Annotated in this window: 16 protein-coding genes, 14 tRNA genes and 3 rRNA genes; 4 read left to right on the top strand and 29 right to left on the bottom strand. The window is 42.6% G+C overall.

The window, feature by feature from the left end; genetic code table 11:
• The first annotated feature begins 27 nt into the window (after positions 1–27).
• Positions 28–1,125, top strand: a complete 1,098-nt coding sequence (locus LRC_RS03855) for a site-specific integrase (RefSeq protein WP_014073219.1) — start codon at positions 28–30, stop codon at positions 1,123–1,125.
• 57 nt (positions 1,126–1,182) lie between these two features.
• Here LRC_RS03855 and LRC_RS11880 read toward each other — a convergent pair whose 3' ends face one another.
• From LRC_RS11880 to LRC_RS03710, 29 genes are all read right to left on the bottom strand, one after another.
• The gene (locus tag LRC_RS11880) at positions 1,183–1,638 is read right to left on the bottom strand and encodes an IS66 family transposase (RefSeq protein WP_041819927.1); all 456 of its coding nucleotides are present in this window, start codon (positions 1,636–1,638) and stop codon (positions 1,183–1,185) included.
• Between the two features lie 26 nt (positions 1,639–1,664).
• Positions 1,665–2,741, bottom strand: coding sequence for an IS66 family transposase (tnpC, locus tag LRC_RS10510; protein WP_258414672.1), 1,077 nt, complete (start codon positions 2,739–2,741; stop codon positions 1,665–1,667).
• A gap of 118 nt (positions 2,742–2,859) precedes the next feature.
• Entirely contained in the window at positions 2,860–3,102 is a 243-nt protein-coding gene (tnpB, locus tag LRC_RS03840; RefSeq protein ID WP_014073218.1) for an IS66 family insertion sequence element accessory protein TnpB, read from the bottom strand.
• A 1-nt stretch (position 3,103) separates the two neighbouring features.
• Complete coding sequence (locus LRC_RS03835) at positions 3,104–3,304, bottom strand: hypothetical protein (RefSeq protein WP_014073217.1); 201 nt, start codon at positions 3,302–3,304, stop codon at positions 3,104–3,106.
• A gap of 189 nt (positions 3,305–3,493) precedes the next feature.
• Positions 3,494–3,578, bottom strand: a tRNA-Leu gene (locus tag LRC_RS03830).
• 52 nt (positions 3,579–3,630) lie between these two features.
• Positions 3,631–3,701, bottom strand: a tRNA-Cys gene (locus tag LRC_RS03825).
• Between the two features lie 32 nt (positions 3,702–3,733).
• Positions 3,734–3,805, bottom strand: a tRNA-Gln gene (locus tag LRC_RS03820).
• 6 nt (positions 3,806–3,811) lie between these two features.
• Positions 3,812–3,884 (bottom strand) — tRNA-His (locus LRC_RS03815).
• 5 nt (positions 3,885–3,889) lie between these two features.
• Positions 3,890–3,963, bottom strand: a tRNA-Trp gene (locus LRC_RS03810).
• A 9-nt stretch (positions 3,964–3,972) separates the two neighbouring features.
• Positions 3,973–4,055 (bottom strand) — tRNA-Tyr (locus LRC_RS03805).
• A gap of 1 nt (position 4,056) precedes the next feature.
• Positions 4,057–4,132, bottom strand: a tRNA-Phe gene (locus LRC_RS03800).
• Between the two features lie 45 nt (positions 4,133–4,177).
• Positions 4,178–4,250, bottom strand: a tRNA-Asp gene (locus tag LRC_RS03795).
• Positions 4,251–4,262: 12 nt separating this feature from the next.
• Positions 4,263–4,335, bottom strand: a tRNA-Val gene (locus LRC_RS03790).
• A gap of 5 nt (positions 4,336–4,340) precedes the next feature.
• Positions 4,341–4,412 (bottom strand) — tRNA-Glu (locus LRC_RS03785).
• A 14-nt stretch (positions 4,413–4,426) separates the two neighbouring features.
• Positions 4,427–4,517: transfer RNA gene (locus LRC_RS03780), tRNA-Ser, on the bottom strand.
• Between the two features lie 9 nt (positions 4,518–4,526).
• Positions 4,527–4,599: transfer RNA gene (locus tag LRC_RS03775), tRNA-Asn, on the bottom strand.
• 8 nt (positions 4,600–4,607) lie between these two features.
• Positions 4,608–4,724: ribosomal RNA gene (gene rrf / locus LRC_RS03770) — 5S ribosomal RNA — on the bottom strand.
• Positions 4,725–4,798: 74 nt separating this feature from the next.
• A 23S ribosomal RNA gene (locus LRC_RS03765) occupies positions 4,799–7,715 on the bottom strand.
• Between the two features lie 167 nt (positions 7,716–7,882).
• A tRNA-Gln gene (locus tag LRC_RS03760) sits at positions 7,883–7,956 on the bottom strand.
• 9 nt (positions 7,957–7,965) lie between these two features.
• Positions 7,966–8,039 (bottom strand) — tRNA-Ile (locus LRC_RS03755).
• A 90-nt stretch (positions 8,040–8,129) separates the two neighbouring features.
• A 16S ribosomal RNA gene (locus LRC_RS03750) occupies positions 8,130–9,692 on the bottom strand.
• Together the 16S, 23S and 5S rRNA genes with 14 tRNA genes alongside form the textbook arrangement of a ribosomal RNA operon.
• A 1,466-nt stretch (positions 9,693–11,158) precedes the next feature.
• The gene (locus LRC_RS03745; RefSeq protein WP_014073216.1) at positions 11,159–13,219 is read right to left on the bottom strand and encodes an LTA synthase family protein; all 2,061 of its coding nucleotides are present in this window, start codon (positions 13,217–13,219) and stop codon (positions 11,159–11,161) included.
• Between the two features lie 119 nt (positions 13,220–13,338).
• Positions 13,339–13,572: a YkuJ family protein gene (locus LRC_RS03740; RefSeq protein WP_003692695.1), complete on the bottom strand. Its 234-nt coding sequence runs from the start codon at positions 13,570–13,572 to the stop codon at positions 13,339–13,341.
• A 163-nt stretch (positions 13,573–13,735) separates the two neighbouring features.
• A complete protein-coding gene (locus tag LRC_RS03735; protein WP_014073215.1) occupies positions 13,736–14,755 on the bottom strand; it encodes a lysylphosphatidylglycerol synthase transmembrane domain-containing protein in 1,020 nt (339 codons plus the stop codon).
• Positions 14,752–15,780: a glycosyltransferase family 4 protein gene (locus LRC_RS03730; protein ID WP_014073214.1), complete on the bottom strand. Its 1,029-nt coding sequence runs from the start codon at positions 15,778–15,780 to the stop codon at positions 14,752–14,754. Before LRC_RS03730 ends, LRC_RS03735 begins: the two co-directional genes overlap by 4 nt.
• 11 nt (positions 15,781–15,791) lie before the next feature.
• Positions 15,792–16,967 carry a glycosyltransferase family 4 protein gene (locus tag LRC_RS03725; protein ID WP_014073213.1) on the bottom strand — a complete coding sequence of 392 codons (1,176 nt, stop codon included), beginning with the start codon at positions 16,965–16,967 and terminating at the stop codon, positions 15,792–15,794.
• A 171-nt stretch (positions 16,968–17,138) separates the two neighbouring features.
• A complete protein-coding gene (gene ptsP / locus LRC_RS03720; protein ID WP_014073212.1) occupies positions 17,139–18,860 on the bottom strand; it encodes a phosphoenolpyruvate--protein phosphotransferase in 1,722 nt (573 codons plus the stop codon).
• Complete coding sequence (locus LRC_RS03715) at positions 18,860–19,126, bottom strand: phosphocarrier protein HPr (protein ID WP_014073211.1); 267 nt, start codon at positions 19,124–19,126, stop codon at positions 18,860–18,862. The genes ptsP and LRC_RS03715 overlap by 1 nt, the downstream gene beginning before the upstream one ends.
• 221 nt (positions 19,127–19,347) lie before the next feature.
• Positions 19,348–19,539: a hypothetical protein gene (locus tag LRC_RS03710; protein ID WP_014073210.1), complete on the bottom strand. Its 192-nt coding sequence runs from the start codon at positions 19,537–19,539 to the stop codon at positions 19,348–19,350.
• A 152-nt stretch (positions 19,540–19,691) separates the two neighbouring features.
• Between LRC_RS03710 and LRC_RS03705 the strand changes: the two genes are divergently transcribed.
• From LRC_RS03705 to LRC_RS03695, 3 genes are all read left to right on the top strand, one after another.
• The gene (locus LRC_RS03705; protein ID WP_014073209.1) at positions 19,692–21,854 is read left to right on the top strand and encodes an ATP-dependent Clp protease ATP-binding subunit; all 2,163 of its coding nucleotides are present in this window, start codon (positions 19,692–19,694) and stop codon (positions 21,852–21,854) included.
• A 138-nt stretch (positions 21,855–21,992) separates the two neighbouring features.
• A complete protein-coding gene (locus LRC_RS03700; protein ID WP_014073208.1) occupies positions 21,993–22,274 on the top strand; it encodes a DUF1827 family protein in 282 nt (93 codons plus the stop codon).
• A 98-nt stretch (positions 22,275–22,372) separates the two neighbouring features.
• Positions 22,373–23,425: a MucBP domain-containing protein gene (locus tag LRC_RS03695; RefSeq protein WP_014073207.1), complete on the top strand. Its 1,053-nt coding sequence runs from the start codon at positions 22,373–22,375 to the stop codon at positions 23,423–23,425.
• Positions 23,426–23,701 lie beyond the last annotated feature (276 nt).

Here is a 23,701-nt window from a genome sequence, read left to right as displayed (position 1 = left end):
TTTTATCATTTAAAAGGAGGAAATACCATGGCTAGTTACAAAAAAACCAAAACTGGTTGGTCAGTACGTGTCTCCAGACGCGAAAACGGAAAACTGAAACAAGTTTACAAAGCGGGGTTTGCAACAAAAAACGAAGCCAAAGCTTTTGCCCAAGAAATTGAATCTGAGAATTCAATCGAGAAAAAAGGAAAACTGTTCGCAGACTATTTTACTGAATGGCATGAGACGTATAAAATCGGCAAAGTTGCCCCTAGCACTTATCGTAAATATCTGCATGTCGATAAAATTCTGCATGACCACTTCCCTGATACCGAGCTGGCTGACATGAACCGTCAAAAATACCAACGGTTTTTAAACGATTTTGGGGCTGACCATAGCAAAGAGATGATGTCGGAAATAAACATTTATGTACGAGGATGCGTTAAATCTGCATTGTACGATGAATTGATAAAAAAAGATTTCACTATTGGCGCAGAACTGGCATATGATCGCACCAAAACAAGACAGATAGAATATCTTAATTTCAACGAAATCCAAACGCTGATTCAGACGGCAACCGAAAATTTGGACCCACGCTATACCAGCTTGTACATGATTATAACTGCTATTTATACCGGAGCAAGATTAGGTGAAATAGCAGGACTAACGTGGAAAGACATTGATTTCATGCATCAAACCATCAGCATTAACAAATCCTATAGCTATGTGCAGCGCGAACTTAAAGAAACGAAAAGCAAGGCATCTAACCGCGTTATAGCAGTTAATTCAGGCTTATTGACAATCCTTAAGCAACTTAGATCTAACGGAAACATTATGGTATTTGCAAATCAACGTGGAGAAATCCCTACTAGCAATGCCGTAAACAAAGCATTGCGCAAATTGATGTCTAAATCGGGCTTAAACAAAGCAGGATATCATTTTCACAGTTTGCGCCATTCACACGTTGCTTATCTGCTTTATCAGGGAGTGGATCTATACGCAATCAGCAAACGGCTCGGACACAGTGATTTGACCATCACGATGAAGAAATATGCATACCTTATGCAAGAATACGAAGCGGAGCAAAATAAATCCATTCCGGACACAAGTAAGCGGTCGTTAAAACAGCGGTGTGTACACAAATAGCCCGAGATAGTATTATTATCTCAGGTTATTGCGTATGCATCGTTTTTATTTTCTTATTTATGAGGTAAGATCGATGTTCCATGGGAGAAGTTGGCGGAACCTTTCAGGATCAAATACCTCAATGTTGGTAATCTCCGTTAATACTTTTCTCAAGTATTTTTCAGGATCCAACTGATTAAGTTTGGCCGTATATATCAGCGACAACGCAACGGCATTAGCCCTTGCGCCTTCAAAAGTTGATGAAAACAGCCAGTTTTTTCTCCCCATCACGCTCTCTTTGACAGCACGTTCTGCGCTGTTGTTGGACAATTCAAAATATCCTTTTTCAAAGATGTTCAGAATATTCATTTCTTGACCCAGGGCGTAGTTTTTGGCTCTTCCCAATGCTGACTTGGCAGATGCGGTAACTGAAGCTATCTTGGAAAATACCCGCTTGACTACAGGAAGGAGTTTTCTTCTTCGATAGTTCAAGCGTTCGTCATCATTGAATTTGGTTGAGAGTTTTCTTTCCAATTCAAAGACTTCATCGATGTCTTTGACTATTCTCCGCTAAAAGATTTTGAGGCTTTGTAGCTGCTGTTTTTCAAAGAATCGACAAAATAGCGACGAACATGAGCCAGGCACCCCAGGTGTCTGGTCCTGTCGAGAAAATTATATCCGGCATAGCCGTCAGTTTGGACATAACCATTAAAATCGCTCAACAATTTCTTGGCAGTATCGGATGATCTTCCGTCACTGTGAGTAAATGCGGCAATATTTTTTTCTTCAAATTTTCCACTTGTGACAACCCAATAATAAGTGTTTGCTTTTTCTGAAGCCAAAGTATTATAAGGTGTTTCATCCACATGAAGAAATCGCTGCCTTTTCAGCTCTTTCAATAAAAGATCATACAGCGGCGAAAGCTGATTGTTGAAGACGTCGATCATCCATTTTGACATTTGTTGACGAGTCAACGGCAATCCCCTAAGCTTCCACATTGCCTCCTGGCGATAGCAAGGAACTTTGTAGACGTACTTCATCGCGGCAATATGCGCAATGATCGAAGGAGATCCTGTCTTACTGTGACTGATGAGCGAACGGGGCATCGGAGCTTTTGAAATTTTCGAATGATCGTCCGAAGAACATTCAGGGCACTTGTATACTGCCTGATGATGTTCGAGAAGCCTGAGTTTTGCCGGTATGAACTTCACCTCTTCACGAATCTTAGGATTCGCGACCTGAACGAGACGGGCACAACACTTAGGGCAGGAACATTTTTCATCAGGCATCACATGATTCACAATTTCGACCGGAATTTTTGAAGTATCAATCTTCCGGTTTTTTTTGCGAATCTTTTTGGTATACGATTTTACCGAAGCCTCTTTGGAATCTTCAGTCTTTTCGCTTTGTTCTTCTTCCAGATCAAACAGGTCTAATTGTCTGTCATCTTCTTGAAGACGGCGCGTTTTTTCAGTTTTTTTTCCAAAAAGTTTGCTTGTCAGAAAAGCAATTCGTTCATTCAGTTCAGCGACTTGTTGTTCCAGCTCTTTGATACGCTTATCTTTTTCGTCCATCTCGTTCACCTCCGTTCCGTATGCATGAATTGAATTATACATGAAAACTCCTGCCAAATCCATATAAAAATGTAAGGCAGGAGTATCAATATTTAACAAAGCAGCCCTTTTTCACAAGGAAGAATGGTTTTCTTTTCCTCTACGGAAAATCCGGCCAAGAGTCTGCGCAATTGATGCGCGTTTATCTTTTTGACCTCGCTCTGATTTCTCGGCCACTGAAAGCGTCCGTTTCGATGCGCTTGTAATACAGCACGAATCCTGTTTTGTCCCAGTAAAGAGCCTTGAAACGATCGGAACGTGTACCGCAAAACAGAAAAATCGCATTATCATAGGCGTCCAAACTGAACGCCTCGGTAACAAGAGCAGCCAATCCGTCTATCCCTTTGCGAAGATCGGTCTTACCGCAAATGAGATAGATTTTCATATTATTTATATTTGGAAACATTTTGATCACGATACCAAAGATAGTTGTTCAAATTTTTGAGAATCTCTCTCGAAGCTCCGTTGTAGATTCGGATTTCAACATCTTCCGTAATAATTTTCGCAGCCATTTCCCTGACCGGTCGATATGTTTCTTTAGGGCTTAGGTCAACAAGGTTGACTTCCACGACGTCATCCAATTTCATAATTAAACCTCCGATATACTTGATGTCTAAAGCATGCCAAGATATCGGAGGTTTATGAGGAACGCTATTTTAACGACCGCTTACCAACAAAATTGCAACAACTTCAAGATTTTTAACTCTTTTTAGTTACAACTGCAAAGAAAAAAGCCCGTCAAACGGGCTTTTAACACATTTAAAAATTACTTAGAATACCGGTGATCGGGGTCGAACCGATACGTCCTCAACGGACACTGGATTTTGAGTCCAGCGCGTCTGCCAATTCCGCCACACCGGCATAACAACAAAATATATTTTACCAAGTCTGGCCGCATTTGTCAAGCGACCGAAGGCGGTAACCGGAATCGAACCGGTGATGAAGGTTTTGCAGACCTCTGCCTTACCGCTTGGCTATACCGCCATTCTTTTTTTACGAGATATAAAATATCTCAATTGGGGTAACTGGATTCGAACCAGTGCATGACGGTACCAAAAACCGTTGCCTTACCGCTTGGCTATACCCCAATAAAGGGCGGTAGGTGGGAATCGAACCCACGCGTGCCGGAGCCACAATCCGGTGCGTTAACCACTTCGCCACTACCGCCATCATGGCAGGGATAGTAGGAATCGAACCCACACCGACGGTTTTGGAGACCGTAGTTCTACCTTTAAACTATATCCCTATCATGCAATGGAAGGGAGTGGATTCGAACCACCGAACCCGAAGGAGCGGATTTACAGTCCGCCGCGTTTAGCCAGACTTCGCTACCCTTCCATGGTGGCGCGGGACGGAATCGAACCGCCGACACAAGGAGCTTCAATCCTTTGCTCTACCGACTGAGCTACCGAGCCACAATGTTGATAATACAATATTAATTAAATTGTTAATTAATACTACGGTCCTAACCGGATTTGAACCGGTGATCTCCTGCGTGACAGGCAGGCGTGATAACCCCTACACCATAGGACCATTCGTATTTAGTGGAGGATACAGGGCTCGAACCTGTGACCCTCTGCTTGTAAGGCAGACGCTCTCCCAACTGAGCTAATCCTCCATAAAAGGTCCGTACGGGATTTGAACCCATGTTACCGCCGTGAAAGGGCGGTGTCTTAACCACTTGACCAACGGGCCATAAAACAATAAAACGGAGAGTGAGGGATTCGAACCCTCGAAGGAGGTCATTACCCCCTTACATGATTTCCAATCATGCTCCTTCGGCCTCTCGGACAACTCTCCATCCAAGAACTCCGGCAGGCGGACTCGAACCGTCGACAGCCTGATTAACAGTCAGGTGCTCTACCAACTGAGCTATGCCGGAATAATAAAGCATGGCAACGTCCTACCCTCACAGGGGGCGATCCCCCAACTACTCTCGGCGCTATGGAGCTTGACTTCTGTGTTCGGAATGGGAACAGGTATATCCTCCATGCCATCATCACCACACTATTTTCCTTGAGAAAACCTTGTTCTCTCAAAACTAGACAATATTCACTTCTCTTTTCAAGAACTTGCGTTTTTTGGTTAAGTCCTCGACCGATTAGTAATGGTCCGCTCCATGCGTCGCCGCACTTCCACTTCCATCCTATCTACCTGATCATCTCTCAGGGGTCTTAACTCCATAAAGGAGTGGGAAATCTTATCTCGAGGTGAGTTTCGCACTTAGATGCTTTCAGCGTTTATCTCATCCATACATAGCTACCCAGCGATGCCCTTGGCAGAACAACTGGTACACCAGCGGTATGTCCATCCCGGTCCTCTCGTACTAAGGACAGATCCTCTCAAATTTCCTGCGCCCGCGACGGATAGGGACCGAACTGTCTCACGACGTTCTGAACCCAGCTCGCGTACCGCTTTAATGGGCGAACAGCCCAACCCTTGGGACCGACTACAGCCCCAGGATGCGATGAGCCGACATCGAGGTGCCAAACCTCCCCGTCGATGTGGACTCTTGGGGGAGATAAGCCTGTTATCCCCAGGGTAGCTTTTATCCGTTGAGCGATGGCCCTTCCATGCGGAACCACCGGATCACTAAGCCCGACTTTCGTCCCTGCTCGACTTGTAGGTCTCGCAGTCAAGCTCCCTTATGCCTTTACACTCTGCGAATGATTTCCAACCATTCTGAGGGAACCTTTGGGCGCCTCCGTTACCTTTTAGGAGGCGACCGCCCCAGTCAAACTGCCCACCTGACACTGTCTCCCGCCGTGATTGCCGGCGTGGGTTAGAGTGTTCATACAACGAGGGTAGTATCCCACCGATGCCTCCGTCGAAACTAGCGTCCCGACTTCTACGGCTCCTACCTATCCTGTACAAGTTGTACAAACACCCAATATCAAGCTACAGTAAAGCTCCATGGGGTCCTTCCGTCCTGTCGCGGGTACCGGCATCTTCCACGGGTATTTATAATTTCACCGAGTGTCTCTCGTTGAGACAGTGCCCAGATCGTTACGCCTTTCGTGCGGGTCGGAACTTACCCGACAAGGAATTTCGCTACCTTAGGACCGTTATAGTTACGGCCGCCGTTTACTGGGGCTTCAATTCTGAGCTTCGCTTGCGCTAACCCATCCTCTTAACCTTCCAGCACCGGGCAGGCGTCAGCCCCTATACTTCATCTTACGATTTTGCAGAAACCTGTGTTTTTGATAAACAGTCGCCTGGGCCTATTCACTGCGGCTGATCTTGCGATCAGCACCCCTTCTCCCGAAGTTACGGGGTCATTTTGCCGAGTTCCTTAACGAGAGTTCTCTCGCTCACCTTGGTCTTCTCGACCCGACTACCTGTGTCGGTTTGCGGTACGGGCGGTCTGATTCTAACTAGAAGCTTTTCTTGGCAGTGTGACGTCGCTCACTTAGAACGATAAATCGTTCATCCCCGTCACAGCTTGTCCTTGAGTCGGCAAGCATTTGACTCGCCGACAGACTTGCTGCTTGGACGCACATCCGATAGTGCGCATCGTTAGCCTCCTGCGTCCCTCCGTTGCTCAAACAAATCAGACCGGTACGGGAATATCAACCCGTTGTCCATCGCCTACGCCTCTCGGCCTCAGCTTAGGTCCCGACTAACCCTGGGAGGACGAGCCTTCCCCAGGAAACCTTAGTCATTCGGTGGACAGGATTCTCACCTGTCTTTCGCTACTCATACCGGCATTCTCACTTCTAAGCGCTCCACCGGTCCTTACGGTCCGGCTTCACCGCCCTTAGAACGCTCTCCTACCATGCAGCAAAGCTGCATCCACGATTTCGGTAATGTGTTTAGCCCCGTTACATTTTCGGCGCAGGATCACTCGACTAGTGAGCTATTACGCACTCTTTAAATGGTGGCTGCTTCTGAGCCAACATCCTAGTTGTCTGTGCAATTCCACATCCTTTTCCACTTAACACATATTTAGGGACCTTAATCGGTGGTCTGGGCTGTTTCCCTTTCGACTACGGATCTTATCACTCGCAGTCTGACTCCCGGATATAAATCAGTGGCATTCGGAGTTTATCTGAATTCAGTAACCCAAGACGGGCCCCTAGTCCAAACAGTGCTCTACCTCCACGATTCTCAACTCCGAGGCTAGCCCTAAAGCTATTTCGGAGAGAACCAGCTATCTCCAAGTTCGATTGGAATTTCACCGCTACCCACACCTCATCCCAGCATTTTTCAACATACACGGGTTCGGTCCTCCAGTGCGTTTTACCGCACCTTCAACCTGGACATGGGTAGGTCACCTGGTTTCGGGTTTACACCAACGTACTCGTTCGCCCTGTTCAGACTCGCTTTCGCTGCGGCTCCGGCCTTTCCGCCTTAACCTCGCACGTTAGCATAACTCGCCGGTTCATTCTACAAAAGGCACGCCATCACCCGTTAACGGGCTCTGACTACTTGTAGGCACATGGTTTCAGGTACTCTTTCACTCCCCTCCCGGGGTGCTTTTCACCTTTCCCTCACGGTACTGGTTCACTATCGGTCACTAGGGAGTATTTAGCCTTGGGAGATGGTCCTCCCGGATTCCGACGGAGTTTCACGTGTTCCGCCGTACTCAGGATCCTGGACTGAGGAAACAACGTTTCGTTTACAGGGCTGTTACCTTCTCTGGCTGATCTTCCCATATCATTCGACTACGTTATTTCTTGGTAACTCAGATGTCCAGTCCTACAACCCCAGAGAGCAAGCTCTCTGGTTTGGGCTGTTCCCCGTTCGCTCGCCGCTACTTAGGGAATCGAATTTTCTTTCTCTTCCTGCGGGTACTTAGATGTTTCAGTTCCCCGCGTCTACCTTCAGCTCAACTATGAATTCATTGAGCGATAACAGGCAAAGCCTGCTGGGTTTCCCCATTCGGAAATCTCCGGATCACAGTCTACTTACGACTTCCCGAAGCATATCGCAGTTAGTCACGTCCTTCATCGGCTCCTAGTGCCAAGGCATCCACCATGCGCCCTTAATAACTTAACCTATAATATTTATCTTGCGATAAACGGTTATGAGTTTTGCGATTAAGAACTAATTTCTTGTTTTAAACTCTTTAAAACGCGGTGTTCTCGGTTATAAAAATTAACAAAGAAATAAAATATTATCTAGTTTTCAAAGAACAAGTTTTGCCGGCAACTTGATGCCGACAATGGAGCTTAACGGGATCGAACCGTTGACCTCCTGCGTGCAAAAGCAGGCGCTCTCCCAGCTGAGCTAAAGCCCCATAAAAGGATGGGCCTAAATGGACTCGAACCATCGACCTCACGCTTATCAGGCGTGCGCTCTAACCAGCTGAGCTATAGGCCCATAAGACATCCTAAAAGTTTTGAGGAAACAAATCCCTCAAAACTAAACAAAGTTTCGAATCATGTGCAGATTCCGTAATTTATTCCTTAGAAAGGAGGTGATCCAGCCGCAGGTTCTCCTACGGCTACCTTGTTACGACTTCACCCCAATCATCTGTCCCACCTTAGGCGGCTGGCTCCAAAAGGTTACCCCACCGACTTTGGGTGTTACAAACTCTCATGGTGTGACGGGCGGTGTGTACAAGGCCCGGGAACGTATTCACCGCGACATGCTGATTCGCGATTACTAGCGATTCCGACTTCATGCAGGCGAGTTGCAGCCTGCAATCCGAACTGAGAACGGCTTTAAGAGATTAGCTTGCCCTCGCGAGTTAGCGACTCGTTGTACCGTCCATTGTAGCACGTGTGTAGCCCAGGTCATAAGGGGCATGATGATTTGACGTCATCCCCACCTTCCTCCGGTTTGTCACCGGCAGTCTCGCCAGAGTGCCCAACTTAATGATGGCAACTGACAATAAGGGTTGCGCTCGTTGCGGGACTTAACCCAACATCTCACGACACGAGCTGACGACAACCATGCACCACCTGTCATTCTGTCCCCGAAGGGAACGTTCCATCTCTGGAATTGTCAGAAGATGTCAAGACCTGGTAAGGTTCTTCGCGTTGCTTCGAATTAAACCACATGCTCCACCGCTTGTGCGGGCCCCCGTCAATTCCTTTGAGTTTCAGTCTTGCGACCGTACTCCCCAGGCGGAGTGCTTAATGCGTTAGCTGCAGCACTGAAGGGCGGAAACCCTCCAACACTTAGCACTCATCGTTTACGGCGTGGACTACCAGGGTATCTAATCCTGTTTGCTACCCACGCTTTCGAACCTCAGCGTCAGTTACAGACCAGAGAGCCGCTTTCGCCACTGGTGTTCTTCCATATATCTACGCATTTCACCGCTACACATGGAGTTCCACTCTCCTCTTCTGCACTCAAGTCTTCCAGTTTCCAATGCACTACTTCGGTTAAGCCGAAGGCTTTCACATCAGACTTAAAAGACCGCCTGCGTTCCCTTTACGCCCAATAAATCCGGACAACGCTTGCCACCTACGTATTACCGCGGCTGCTGGCACGTAGTTAGCCGTGGCTTTCTGGTCAGATACCGTCAATACGTGAACAGTTACTCTCACGCACGTTCTTCTCTGACAACAGAATTTTACGACCCGAAGGCCTTCTTCATTCACGCGGCGTTGCTCCATCAGACTTTCGTCCATTGTGGAAGATTCCCTACTGCTGCCTCCCGTAGGAGTTTGGGCCGTGTCTCAGTCCCAATGTGGCCGATCAACCTCTCAGTTCGGCTACGTATCATCACCTTGGTAGGCCATTACCCCACCAACAAGTTAATACGCCGCAGGCCCATCCAAAAGTGACAGCAAAAGCCGTCTTTTACATGAACATCATGCGGTGTTCATGGTTATGCGGTATTAGCACCTGTTTCCAAGTGTTATCCCCCTCTTTTGGGCAGGTTGCCTACGTGTTACTCACCCGTTCGCCACTAAGCTTCTTTCGGTGAATGCAAGCATTCGGTGAAAGAAAGCTTCGTTCGACTTGCATGTATTAGGCACGCCGCCAGCGTTCGTCCTGAGCCAGGATCAAACTCTCAATTTATAGTTTGTGACTCAAAATTTACTAGCGAATTGACTTCGCAAATATTGTTGCTCTCGTTTAAAACAAGAAGCCCTGCACATTTGCTTATCGAAACTTTGTTCAGTTTTCAAAGATCCGTTTCATAAGTCACTCGTTGCGACTTCTTAAGTATATCATCAACAAATTATCTTGTCAATAACTTTTTAGAAGTTATTTTCAATTCGATTTAATAAAATCGATTTGCCGACCAAATCATTATCGCATCTTCCGAAAGAAATGTCAATAACAATTTCGATAATTAAATTTTTAGTTGCTAAATGTGACAACTTGATAATCATAACATACAAACAACGTTGAGTCAACAACTTTTATATACTTGATTTCGAGTTACTTTTTTGCATCAGCAACGAATATAATCATACCAACTATATCCATTTACGTCAATGCTTTTTTCTAATTTTTTTCAGAAATTTTCCCGTATCCAACTTATAAACTGATCAAACCAAAACATATCCATATCTGTATTTGAGATTAACAGCGATTTAAAAACGTCAGTCGCTTTTTTCGTATCACCACTTGTTATTTCTCTAATAATTAACTGTTCCAGTTCAAAGATCAAAAATCATAGCAAAAATATCGTCTCTATGACATGACTCGCATAGAGACGTTAATGCATAGCAATGACTTATATGCCGACTTACAATATATCATATCTGTACAGTGGACAAACTAACTTCTAAATTCTGTTCTAACGACTAATTCCTTTAAGTTTTCAACCAGGATATCTATGCCGCAAAGTTTAAAACAAACTGATTACCTTCGCGTTTAACGTTGTTCTCTATCGTTGCTAATATCACAATGCCATACGCTTTAAGTTCGTTATCAATCTTTTAACGTTTTTTATCCCTTCAATAACATTTTGACTCCTTAAAACTTGCGTATGATATATTCAAAATTATTGATTGTGTTTCATCTCCCGCAAAATAGTCTCCGGACACATTAAAATAATCCAAGCGCGATTATTCTCAACTTTTCCGATTCCATAAATCATTGTTATCGCATAAATGAATCAAAGTCAATCATTAAGCTGTTTTTGCACATATTAATAATCCGTCATACAATTTAGTTGTTGATTAACTTTATGTTTCCCCCAAGATTCATTTCCTTATTTTATAATTTATATTTTCTTATTTTATTCATTTAGCTCATTGCATGCTGAATGAAATGGATGAATTCTGTCATTGCAGCGAAACCAAATCCTTTTCTGCTCCAAATATTAAATAAACGATTCCGCTCGTTCAAAATTAGATAACTTCATCGTTCCCTCTGTAATTGCTTTGTTTTAAAGAAAAATCAATAATGTTTTATTGCATTTACGTTTACTTATTCTTCGCACTCATCTTTCATTAAACATTTTTGAAAATGACCAGCATGTATTTTATAAAAAACAAGAAAGACGGCCTTCTTTCAAGCCGTCTTTCTTTATTTTATTTGAGTTCAGGAGCATCCGTAACAAACATGCTCTGCGTGCTCTTTCCACCATGCTTTTGCAAAACGCTTGTCTTCTTAGACTGAGAATCATTGAGGAGCTTCATGCCGTCACGATACTTATAGCTGAAATCTGCTCGGTTAACCTTCTTAAAGTTCTCAGGCGTATAGAAACGAAGCAGATCACCAGTTACAATCTTATCAGACAAGGACAAAACTTCGTCAGTTCTTTCAGTTTGCTTCTTAACTTCTTCTTTTTGCGTCTGGGTCAAATCTTCCGTGACATCTTCACCCTTATTATTATAAACCTTGCTTCCGATTTTGCTGAATCCAGGCGAAACGAAATCACCGTTTCTGAATGCAACGGTCTGATTCCGATTTGGCGAAAGCAAATCATTACCAAGTTGAATGGTATCCTTGTTTTCGATTCCCAACAAATCAAGCAGCGTTGGCATGACGTCAATTTCACCGCCATACGTATGATTAATGCCGCCCTTAAGCCCGTTCAAATGAATCATGAACGGAACCTTTTGGAATTGTGCCAAATCGTAGCTCGTCACCGTATCAAGGTTCAAAAGCTGTGAAATGGCCTTCTTATGGTTGTTTGAAATACCATAGTGATCACCATAAACAACAATCATCGAATTATCATACAAACCTGATTTCTTAAGATAATCCACAAACTGACCAAAAGACTCATCAAGGTATTTGGCAGTCTGTACATATCCATCGACAGTATTGTCGCCTGTCTCTGTTTTTTCGATATGTTGATTTTGCTTGTCAAGTTCATACGGATAGTGATTGGTAACCGTAATCACCTTGGCATAGAACGGCTGCGGAAGTTTTTCGATATACTTAATCGACTGCTTCAGAAAGATTTTGTCCTTCAGCCCATACCCAACGCTATAGTTGGTCTTGTTTTTATAATAATCTTCACTAAAGAAGTAATTATACCCCCAAGATTTGTAAGTATTGTCACGATTCCAAAAACTGCCGACGTCACCGTGAAATGCAGCGGTCGAATATCCGCGCTGATCTAAGATGGCGGGCATTGCCTGGAAAGTGTTTGAAGTACCATAAGAGGTCATAACAGAACCTGATGGCAATCCGAACAGCGAGTTTTCAAGCATTGTCTCAGCATCGGACGTTTTTCCCTGACCAACTTGATTGTAAAAGTTATCAAAAGACAAAGTATTTTGATCAGCATAAAACTTATTGATGTTAGGCGTTACTTCCTTACCGTTGACTTTATAGTTGATCAAAAACTGCTGAAAACTTTCCAAATGAAAAATAAAGACGTTTTTGCCGGCAGCTTTGCCAAAATACTCTGGGTTTGCAACACTTCTGTTATTCTTCAAAAATTTAAGTACTCCATCCATGTCGCTGCTGCTTGCGCTTGCACGCGTAGCACTTTCTTTGTGCGTCTGGTAAGCATTGTAGCCGGCATAAAAATTCATGCCCAAATATTTGACGATATAGTTATTATCAAAAGTACGCGTTAAAAGCTGCGGACGATCTTTATCAGCCAATCCCAAATTTCCGACAAACAGCAACGCCGAAATAATCGTAATCGCAATCGGATACCTCATCTTCATCGTTCTTGAATCAACTTTAATGACCTTTGTCGCCAAAAGCAACGCCAAAACAATCACGTCTGCAAAAATCAACAAATCGCTTGCATGCAAAATTTCACCGATGCTGAGCGTCAAATTGTTTGAAACTGAACCTGATGATTTGATAATCCCCATTGATAGGAAATCTGAGAACTCACGGTAGTACAAAACATTGGAAAAAAGCCATAGCGACTCGATTAAATCGACAATCATCATTATCCAATATGATTTTTTGCCTTTAAAATACAATGCAATACCGAACAACAGCAGTCCGAACGGCAAAGGGTTGACAATCAGCAGAAACTTCTGTATCGGTCCGGTAATCCCAAGACTGAATTTCGTGACATAAACAACGTATGTCTTAATCCAGAAAATCAAAAATACCAACGCAAAGAAACCTGCACGCGTATCCAGCACATTACGGACTTTATTCAACGTTGAACGCATCAAATTGCCTCCAATTATCAAAATTGTAAAATTATTCTATGAAACAAATTATAGCGGATTTTCATAGAAAGTAAAATCAAATTTCTTGAAATTACATTAATTTAAAAATTATTTATGAATTAGTCATTAAGCAGATCGTAGATTTCCATTGCAGCAAGATCAATATCGTCGAATTCAAATTTTTGCTTTGAAGCAATTTCTTCAAGCGTATATGTTTTGGTAGCAGGATCAAATGTCACAAAACCTCGTTCCTCACCGTCTTTTTCAAAACGACGCGAAGATACCTCGTTTCCTTCGTTATTTGACATTGCATCCAAGCGCTTGATGATTGCTACAAGTTGTGAATTTTCCATAGTAGACTCTCCTCGTTTTCAAATTATCAGCCATCACTTTGGCTTACCGATTATTATTTTAGCAAATTTAAGCCTAACATACACGTATTATCACAAGTTTTATGAAAAACTTTGCTAAAGCTAATTAAAAATGCCCTGAAGCTAAAAAACTTCAGGGCGGTATTTAATCTTCAGTTTTGATTTTGTCAGGCTTGACTGCCAAGGCAACGATTCCAGCAAAAATTACGAGGTAATAAGTGACAGCACGCCACAAAAGCATTGCTAAAACCAATTTTCCATGACTTGAAATAAACGTTGAGAACACCATCGAAAAACTGAGTTCTGCCCCACCGACTCCACCGGGAATCGGAAACAGCGAAATAATCATCACGATCAAAACATGCATCGTCATCACAAGCAAAAAATTGACGTGAGTTACGCCAAGCGAGAGCAAAATAAAGTACGGAATCAAGTAATAGAAGAAAAGCTGCACCAGAGTCAAAAGCGAAATTTTGATCAAAAGTCCCCAGTCCGCCCGAAGCCTCAAACTTTCTTCATAAAATGAGTCAATCTTATCATCAACGCTTTTTTTGATTTTTTCCAAGCGTTCCGTCTTTAAAAACAAACTCAGAGGCTTGATCATTACTCTGACCATTTTTTTCGTAAAATTATACCAATACATGATCATGATCAAACCTGCGATAACTGCAAAATGAATTAAAAATCCAAATATTATCAGCATTGACAACACGTGCAGCTTGTCGGCAATAAAACGGAACCCAATCAGAATACAAACAATAAAATTCACGACGATCATCGATTGATAAACGACAAATTTCATCAGCAGCATGGAAGTCGCACGCCCGCCATCAACGCCTGACTGCATCAACGCAAACAATTGCGCCGGCTGCCCACCGGTTGAAAAAGGCGTAATTCCGTTAAACAACAACTCAATCATCGGAACTCTGATTGCATCCCTCATCGGATAATGAGGAAGATGCTGCTGCACCAAAATTTTAACGACAAGTGCTTCGAAAACAACTGACAGAGCCATCGACAGCACTGCAACCATTGCCCATGACCATTTTAAGGTTTGAAGATCATGAACAAGTTCTTCATAGGAAACGCCCCTCAATGACGCATAGCAGATCAACGCACCGATTGCGAACATGATGCCGATCATAATTTTGTTTTTCCTTGTCATTTCGAACTTTTTCTAGCCTGACACTCATAGTACTTCTGCCAGATCGATGCTAGCCTTTCTTCGGAATATTCTTTTGAAACGTCTCGCGCAAATCCTTTCAACTCAGCTATTCGTTTTGGAGAAGAAACAAGAACAGTCAGCTTTTCATCCATTTCGCTCAAATCCTTGCATGGCTCATACTTGCCTGCGATAATCGAATGATACAGAGAAAGATCTCGCAACATGACGGGCGTGTTAGTGCTGCAAGCTTCAAGAACGCTCATCGGAAAAAGCTCGTTAAACGAAGGAAGCAAGAACAAATCTGCCATATTGTAGTACTTGTTCATTTGGTTTCTGTCGACGATTCCTGGAAAACAAAGATTATCGGGCGGATTTTCAACGACTTTTTTTAATTCTTCGTAACCATCCGTCATCTTTCCAAACGAAAAACCGCCGACCCAAATAAATTTTATTTCGGGATGACGCTTAGCCAGTTCAATGAAATCAAAAACGCCCTTTCTTTCCTGAAGCTGCCCGACTCCGACAACAACGAAATCTTCCTCGGAAATTTTTAGCTTTTTTCTTAAAAGCATTTTCTCAGAAGTCTCCATTTCGTAAAATTCACTTGACGAAACAAAATTCGGGATATAAGTAATTTTATCTTCAGAAATTCCGTATGCGCTCAACTTAGGAATAAAACTGGGATTAACCACGACAATCGCATCCATTTTCTTGTAAAACGCAATTACGTAGTGATAAAAAATGCTTCTGAAAGGTTGCGGAATTTTCAGACTGCCCTCAAGCGTTTCAGGCAAAAAATGCACATATCCGATTCTTGTGCCATGTCCTGGCCGCATCGTCGAAAGATAAAAAAGCGGATCAATCGTATGATAGTGACTGATATCTGCTTTTCCAAATTTATTAATCGAAACTTTCATGCTATCGGCATGATGCTCTTCAAGCAACCGAATCAGCTCAAGGTACGCACTGCCGACTCCTTGTCCTTTGACCTTCGTTGCCGATGAGAACATGTGTATATCAAGCATAGTTTAACCCCTTATCTTGCTTGTGCTTTATATTTTTCAGATTTTGAATACATTTCAAGACATTCATCATAGTATTCAACAATCCTTTTTCCGAACAGGTCAGCTGAAATCTCACGCAATTTATTCAATCTAAGAGTTTCATCACTGTATCTTTCAGGATTCTTTAAATATTCAACCGTTTTCTCAATGCACTCTCCTTGGTCTTCAAACGTCGTTCCGATATTTGGATCATCAAACAAATCATCGGTATAAGGACTATGAGTCGTGACGACTTTAAGTCCGGAAGCTACTGCTTCAATATACGTAAGTCCTTGAGACTCAGAGACCGACGTTGAAACGAACAAGTCAGCGGCATGATAATAATCGGTTACCTTATCGTTAGGAATTTCTCCGGTAAAGATAACGTCTTTTGAGATGCAAAGATCTTCTGCTTGACGCTCAAGACTCGTCCTGGCGGGGCCTTCGCCAACGATCATCAACTTAGCATCAGGAATTCGTTTTTTTATCTCAGGAAAATCGTTCAGCAGACGATCAATATCTTTTTCAAAGGCCAAGCGACTTAACGTCAATATCAGCGGCGTGTCGGGTGAAATACTGTATTTTGCGCGAATTCCAGTTCTGTTTCCTTTTTCAAACCTGGTCAAATCGACCCCGGTCGGAATTATGCTGATCGGTTCCGAAACTCCATATCCGCGCAAGGTGTTTAAAACTCTTTCGCTGGGAGCAACGATGCCGCTCATATTAGAACAAAACGATTTCGTCATGACTTTCACGTGTGATGGTTTCAAAATCTTTCCCTTCGCTACGTAATGAAGGTAATCTTCATACATTGTATGGTACGTATGAAGACAAGGGATTTTTAAGTTCTTGGCAACAAATTTTCCGATCAGCCCCATTGAGAATTCAGTCTGGGTATGAATAATATCCAAATTTAATTCTTTTGCGACCTCATATGCCTGAAACAATCCGCGAACTGCAATTCTCCGATCGGTAAAAGAAACAAATGGAATGCTCGTAAAACGAAACGTGTTTCTTTCATAAATTTTTTTTTCGATTTTAGGATCGGTTGTCGTAAAAATATAAACAGTGTGCCCCATACGCTCAAGCTGATTTCGAAGCGTTGCAATCGATGTTCCAACACCGCTAACTTGCGGATAAAAGGTATCCGTAAATATCCCGATATTCACGTAAGTTCCTCCCTTGCTACTCTCAGTTAGTCATTTTTTATTATATGTTTTTAGATTGCCAATTGCAATCATTCACCGCGGCAAGTCGTGAAATCAGTATAAAATCTTAAAAAACACGCTTGATTTCCAAACAAAAAAGACTGGGTAAAATCCCAGCCTTAAAAAATACCTTTACTTAGTAAATTCTTTTACCAAGGAAACGACTTCATCAACGGTTTCACAATCAGAAACTGCTTTGTCCGCTAATTCTTTCATCTCTTTGGAATCAAGTTTCTTAATCAAACTGCGCGTCTTCAAAATTGAAGTTGCGCTCATTGAGAATTCATCCAAGCCTAAACCAAGCAACAATGGAACAGCGATTTGATCTCCGGCCATTTCACCGCACATACCTGTCCATTTGCCTTCTTTATGAGAAGCATCAATAATGTTCTTAATCAAGCGCAAAATTGACGGGTTGTATGGTTGATAGAGATAAGAAACTCGTTCGTTACCACGATCAGCTGCCATTGAATATTGGATCAAGTCATTCGTTCCAATACTGAAGAAATCAGCGTACTTAGCCAATTTGTCCGCAATCATTGCAGCTGCAGGAATTTCCATCATCATCCCAACTTGGATGTCATCAGAAACTTCCACTCCGGAAGCAACAAGGTTTGCCTTTTCTTCTTCAAAAATTGCCTTGGCATCCTTGAATTCTTGTACGGTTGCAATCATTGGGAACATGATTGCCAAACGTCCGTACTTGGATGCACGAAGCAATGCACGAAGCTGAGTACGGAAAATATCCTGACGGTTAAGACAGATACGAATAGCACGATAGCCCAAGAACGGATTTTGTTCTTCAGGAAGCGGAAGATAAGGAAGCTCTTTATCACCACCGATATCCATCGTACGAACAACGACTTGCTTGCCGCTCATGCCTTCAAGAGCTGCCTTGTAAGCCTCGTATTGTTCATCTTCTGTAGGAAGCTCATTTGAATTCATATAAAGGAATTCCGAACGGAACAAACCAACAGCTTCAGCGCCATTATCGTTTGCACCCAAAACGTCATCAGGTGTACCGATGTTTGCGCCAAGCAAAACTTCCTTGCCATCTGCAGAAACAGACTTGGCATCCTTAAGACGAGCCCACTCTTCCTTTTGTGCGGCAAACTCAGCTGCCTTTTGCTTATAATCAGCAAGTTCGGCATCCGTTGGATCAACCAACGCATCACCATTGATACCATCGATGATGACCATTTCGCCTTCCTGAATGTCAGTCGTCGCAGATCCTGAACCAACCACGGCAGGAATTTCAAGCGTACGCGACATGATTGCCGAGTGAGAAGTACGTCCACCGATATCAGTAATGAACCCTTTGACATAGTTACGATCAAGCTGAGCCGTATCGGAAGGCGTCAAATCATGAGCAACGATTACGACTTCTTCTTGAATAAGCGCAGGATTGGGTAAAGTAACGCCAAGCAAATGACTCATAATGCGCTTTGTGACGTCACGAATGTCGCCTGCGCGCTCTTGCATGTAAGCATTGTCGGTCATAGCTTCGAACATTTCGATAAACATGTCGGTTACGCTCTTTAAAGCTGCTTCGGCATTAACTTTGTCATTCTTGATCTTATCTTTGATCTGACCAAGCAACTCAGGATCGGCCAAAATCATCAAATGGGCCTCAAAAACTTTTGCTTCTTCTTCGCCAAGGTTTTCCGTTGCTTTCTGCTTGATAAGTTCAAGTTCACTCTTAGATGCTTCAACCGCATCGTCTAAACGCTTAATTTCAGCTTCAGGATCGTCAATGCTTGTTTCAGAAAATGATAAATCGGGTTGTACAAGCATATAAGCCTTAGCAGCTGCAATCCCATCACTAGCTGCAATCCCTTTTAACATTTTCGTCATTATTCAGCAAGTCCTTCCTTAGACATTGTATCAGCAATAGCAGCAATTGCCTCTGCTTCGTCACCGCCTTCTGCAGAAATCGTGATGTCAGCGTTTTGACCAACGCCTAATGACATAACACCCATAATTGACTTCAAGTTAACTGACTTGCCTTGATATTCCAAAGTAATGTCAGAGTTGAACTTGCTTGCAGCTTGCACCAAAAGCGTAGCTGGGCGTGCGTGAATACCTGTTTCTGCGATTACGTGAAAATCTTTCTTTTCCATTGTGGATCATGCTCCTTTGAATTATAAAATGAAGGTCGGGCCATACGTCTTGTGAAAACGAATGAAAAACAATGTTGTCGTTCATAATACCGTTTTCATTAATGCTAATAAAAAGCCAACAAGAACATACTGCCCCTACATGCTACATGATATCATGTTTTTAAAAGTTAGACAAGTTTTTGTTGGTATCATTAAGACTAATTTATTTTTTTAACCAATTCTCAGAATTCATCACCTTTGTCATAGTGATAAATCGCTCCCCCACCCCGCTTGGCCTTGCCAATTACTTTTTTTCTGAAGTTCGATTCCATAAAAACTTTTTGAAAATCCATAAACTCTTCCTTTGTAACTTCAAACGTTTCAATTTTGCCATCATGCAAGTCGCTCAAAAGCTTTTCATAATCTCTGACCATGAAGATCCTCCGTTCATGTTGATTTCAACATATTATAACATATTCGAATCATTTTGCTTGCGATTTAAAATTACCATAGTATAATTGGAAATATAAAAAAAGGTCAAAGTTGGTCAAAACACTTTGTATTATTATGAAAGGTCGTGAAACATTTGCTATGTCAAAACTGTCGTAAGAATCCAGCAACAATTCATTTAACAACAAGCATCAACGGTCATCAAATAGCAATTGACCTTTGTTCTGAATGTTATGGCGAATTTCGCGAACGCTCGACCAGATCGCAAAACCAGCCATTGCAAGATCCGTTTGGTTTCAACTCGCTTGACGATCTCTTTAAAGCAATATCGCAAAGAAATCAGCCAAGTCAAAATCAACGGCAGTCTGCGCCTCAAAACGTATCCGGAGGAAACGGCAACACAATTCTCGGCAAATTCGGTTTAGATTTGACTGAAGAAGCCAGAAACGGACGCATCGATCCCGTCATCGGCCGCGACAAGGAAATATCCCGCGTCATCGAAATTTTAAATCGCCGTACCAAAAACAATCCCGTTCTGATTGGCGAAGCAGGCGTCGGCAAAACAGCGGTTGTCGAAGGGTTGGCTCAAAAAATCGTTGATGGTGACGTACCTCAAAAATTGCTCGACAAGCGCGTTATTCGCCTTGACGTTGTTTCGCTTGTTCAGGGAACAGGATATCGCGGTCAATTTGAAGAACGAATGCAGCAGTTGATGAGCGAACTCAAACGTGATCAAAATACGATTCTTTTTATCGATGAGATTCACGAAATCGTTGGTGCAGGCGACAATGAAGGTCGCATGGATGCGGGAAACGTTTTAAAGCCTGCGCTTGCTCGCGGTGAACTTCAACTCGTCGGCGCAACGACGCTGAACGAATACCGCACAATCGAAAAAGACGCTGCTTTAGCCAGAAGACTTCAGCCGGTGCGCGTTGACGAACCATCAACTGCTGAGGCCATCGAAATTCTCAAGGGAATCAAACCTAAATACGAGGCTTATCACCATGTAAAATACACTGAAGAAGCGATTAACGCTGCCGTTTTGTTGTCATCGCGATATATTCAGGATCGTTTCTTGCCCGATAAGGCCATCGATTTATTGGATGAGGCTGGCTCAAAAAAGAATTTGACGATCCATGCAGCTGATCCAAAAGTTCTTGATGACAAGATTTCACACGCCGAAGCCAACAAACAGGCGGCTCTTAAAGAGGAAGACTATGAAAAAGCCGCCTATTACAGAGATCAGGTCAACAAATTCACGGAAATGAAACAAAATTCCGTTTCTGACGAAAATGCTCCGATCGTCTCCGATAAGGACATGGAAGCAATCGTTGAGGAAATGACTCAAATTCCTGTCGGCGAATTGAAAGAAAAAGAGCAAAATCAATTGCGCAACCTTGCCGATTCCTTGAAAAAACACGTTATCGGTCAAGATGAGGCGGTAACCAAAACGGCCCGCGCCATCAGAAGAAATCGCGTCGGTTTCAATAAGTCGAATCGCCCAATCGGAAGTTTCTTGTTTGTCGGACCAACAGGCGTTGGCAAGACCGAAACAGCCAAACAGCTGGCGGAGGAGCTTTTCGGATCCAAAGATTCCATGATCCGTTTCGACATGAGCGAATACATGGAAAAATTCTCAGTTTCAAAACTTATCGGATCTCCTCCAGGGTACGTCGGGTATGAGGAAGCCGGTCAATTGACCGAACAGGTACGCCGTCATCCGTATAGCTTGATTCTATTGGATGAAATCGAAAAAGCTCATCCCGACGTCATGCATATGTTCCTGCAAATCCTTGATGATGGACGTCTGACTGATTCCAAGGGTCAGACAGTCAGCTTCAATGATACGATCATCATTATGACAAGCAATGCCGGAAGCGGAGATTCCGTTATCAATGTTGGTTTTGGCGCCGAAGCAAATGGTACGACCAACTCAATTTTGGACAAACTGAGTCGCTATTTCAAACCTGAATTCTTAAATCGTTTCGATGATATCATCGAATTCAACGCCCTTTCCAAGGAGGATCTTGGAAAAATCGTTGACTTGATGCTTCAAGACGTAAATAAGATGCTGCAAGAAAAGCAAATGTCATTATCCGTAACGCGTCCAGTATGCGACAAGCTCGTTGAGCTGGGTTATGATAAAAAGATGGGTGCAAGACCATTGCGCAGAACGATTCAAGAGCAGATTGAGGACAAGGTTACTGACTTTTACCTTGAGCATCCGTCCGTTAAAAACTTTGCGGCCAAAATCGAAAACAATCAGATTGTCATAGCAGAAAGTACGGCCAAATCATAACATCCGACAAATTTATGTTCTTAAAAAGAGTCTCAGTATTTTTTAAATATTGAGTTCTTTTTTATTTAGTATTTCACAAAAATAACGTATAATAAGGGTATATGAGAGGACTGTGTAATAATTTAGGAGGAATTTGCCATGCAATTAATTGACGTAACCAACAGTTATGCGCGAAAAATCCGTCGCGAATTGATGAATACGCCCGTTCACTTTATTAAAGTCTTTACCTTAGGCAATTCAAAAGTTGTTTTTAAAAAGAAAAAAGATGATGCTGAAATCATCATTTCAAATAAGCTTCGACCGATTACAGAAAAGGAAATCGAATTCGTTAAAGAGCATCTTTTGGGTGAAAAAGCTAAGCACGCGTTGATCACGGCACGGAAAAACATCACTGAAATCAGCTTGAAGAGCCACAAATAAATTTGTCATCAGACGGGGAAACCCGTCTTTTTTGTGGAATTGTTTCAAGTTGCTTGATATAATTGAACTATGCTTAATGGTTGAAAGGTGGGAGTTTGATGTCTTTAGGAACATACTTTAAAAGAATTTTTAATCGAAACATTCGCAGATCACGTTTTGCAAAAAAGCATGCCGCACCGAATGTTTCCATGATTAATCAAGTTCTTCCAAAAGAAAATTCCGTCTTCGTTTCAGCTCCCGAACCAGAAACAGGCTTCCCTGAAACTTCATCTGAACCGGATTCGACCATTATCATCATTTACCAGGACGAAAATCACAATGCGCTTCGATCTCCGGAAATAATCTCTGGAAATCGCGGTGATAAGCTTAACATAACGTTTAAAGAATTTGAAAATTTTGACTTGATTAAAATTACAGGGTTCACCTCAGTTTTTTCAATGGAGTATGGTGCAATTACTTTAACCTATCGTAAAAAAAACGCAGGACTCGTTTGGATTTTTTGTCAAGACATGGATGACAGACACTTTCTTCAAAAACCTGTTTTTATCCGCGGTGGTTTAAATGATGAATATTCACTGAGTTCACCGGCCGTTTTGGGATATTCGGTCAAGCATGCAAGCGGTCCTGTCACTGGTTTTTTTAAAGAAAGACAACAAGTCGTAACTTATTATTACCGTCGCGATGAATATGCAGACGTCAGCTATGACATCGGTTTTCTTCGTTTCAAAGATTTCTATTGTTGTTCGGATGCGCCGAATGGTCGAAAAACGCGCGTTGTCATCGCAAAAAATACGGTTTGGCAGATTTTTGAAACAATTGAACTTGTTTCAGGCGAAAAATGGCATTGTCTAGGAGGCAATATTTGGGCTTGCTTTAACCATGATCTGATGGAATACAGCTCAGTTCAACCTCAAAAAACTTTAAAACTTGAAAACAGATTTTCAGACTGTATCAACCTTAAAATCAAAGCCAAAATTGATTTCGTTCCAAATAAGAAGCTGTTTCTTTATGATCGACCATTCGGCACGAAAATTTCTTCCGTTCCTGATGGAAAGATTGTTACTTTGACTGCTCGCCACCGTGAAAATGGCATTATTTGGTTTAAGATCGGTGACTTGGGTTGGACAATTTTTGAATATTTGAAATTTTGAAAGTAAATTTCACGTTAATAAAGCATCCAAGAACCTTCTTCAGATTCTTGGATGCTTTTGCCTTTATTCAATCGTAAGCGGTCGTTAAAACAGCGGTGTGTACACAAATAGCCCGAGATAGCATTATTATCTCAGGTTATTGCGTATGCATCGTTTTTATTTTTTTATTTATGAAGAACGCTTATTTAAAGACCGCTTACTTTACTTCACGTTTATCGTCATGCTTAAAGAAGCTTCAACCATTTCAAATTTGATAATCATATGTCCGTATACTTT

Source organism: Ligilactobacillus ruminis ATCC 27782 (assembly GCF_000224985.1).
In the GTDB taxonomy this organism is placed as follows: Bacteria; Bacillota; Bacilli; order Lactobacillales; family Lactobacillaceae; genus Ligilactobacillus; species Ligilactobacillus ruminis.
This window is presented reverse-complemented; position numbering and strand designations above follow the sequence as displayed.

Excerpts from the sequence above, each read along its gene's own strand:
- LRC_RS03730 (WP_014073214.1), bottom strand. The coding sequence starts at position 15,780 with ATGCTTGATATACACATGTTCTCATCGGCAACGAAGGTCAAAGGACAA.
- LRC_RS03695 (WP_014073207.1), top strand. The coding sequence starts at position 22,373 with ATGTCTTTAGGAACATACTTTAAAAGAATTTTTAATCGAAACATTCGC.
- LRC_RS03855 (WP_014073219.1), top strand. The coding sequence starts at position 28 with ATGGCTAGTTACAAAAAAACCAAAACTGGTTGGTCAGTACGTGTCTCC.
- LRC_RS03735 (WP_014073215.1), bottom strand. The coding sequence starts at position 14,755 with ATGACAAGGAAAAACAAAATTATGATCGGCATCATGTTCGCAATCGGT.
- LRC_RS03745 (WP_014073216.1), bottom strand. The coding sequence starts at position 13,219 with ATGCGTTCAACGTTGAATAAAGTCCGTAATGTGCTGGATACGCGTGCA.
- LRC_RS03700 (WP_014073208.1), top strand. The coding sequence starts at position 21,993 with ATGCAATTAATTGACGTAACCAACAGTTATGCGCGAAAAATCCGTCGC.
- tnpC (WP_258414672.1), bottom strand. The coding sequence starts at position 2,741 with ATGGATTTGGCAGGAGTTTTCATGTATAATTCAATTCATGCATACGGA.
- LRC_RS03835 (WP_014073217.1), bottom strand. The coding sequence starts at position 3,304 with ATGAAATTGGATGACGTCGTGGAAGTCAACCTTGTTGACCTAAGCCCT.
- LRC_RS03710 (WP_014073210.1), bottom strand. The coding sequence starts at position 19,539 with ATGGTCAGAGATTATGAAAAGCTTTTGAGCGACTTGCATGATGGCAAA.
- LRC_RS03715 (WP_014073211.1), bottom strand. The coding sequence starts at position 19,126 with ATGGAAAAGAAAGATTTTCACGTAATCGCAGAAACAGGTATTCACGCA.
- ptsP (WP_014073212.1), bottom strand. The coding sequence starts at position 18,860 with ATGACGAAAATGTTAAAAGGGATTGCAGCTAGTGATGGGATTGCAGCT.
- tnpB (WP_014073218.1), bottom strand. The coding sequence starts at position 3,102 with ATGAAAATCTATCTCATTTGCGGTAAGACCGATCTTCGCAAAGGGATA.
- LRC_RS03740 (WP_003692695.1), bottom strand. The coding sequence starts at position 13,572 with ATGGAAAATTCACAACTTGTAGCAATCATCAAGCGCTTGGATGCAATG.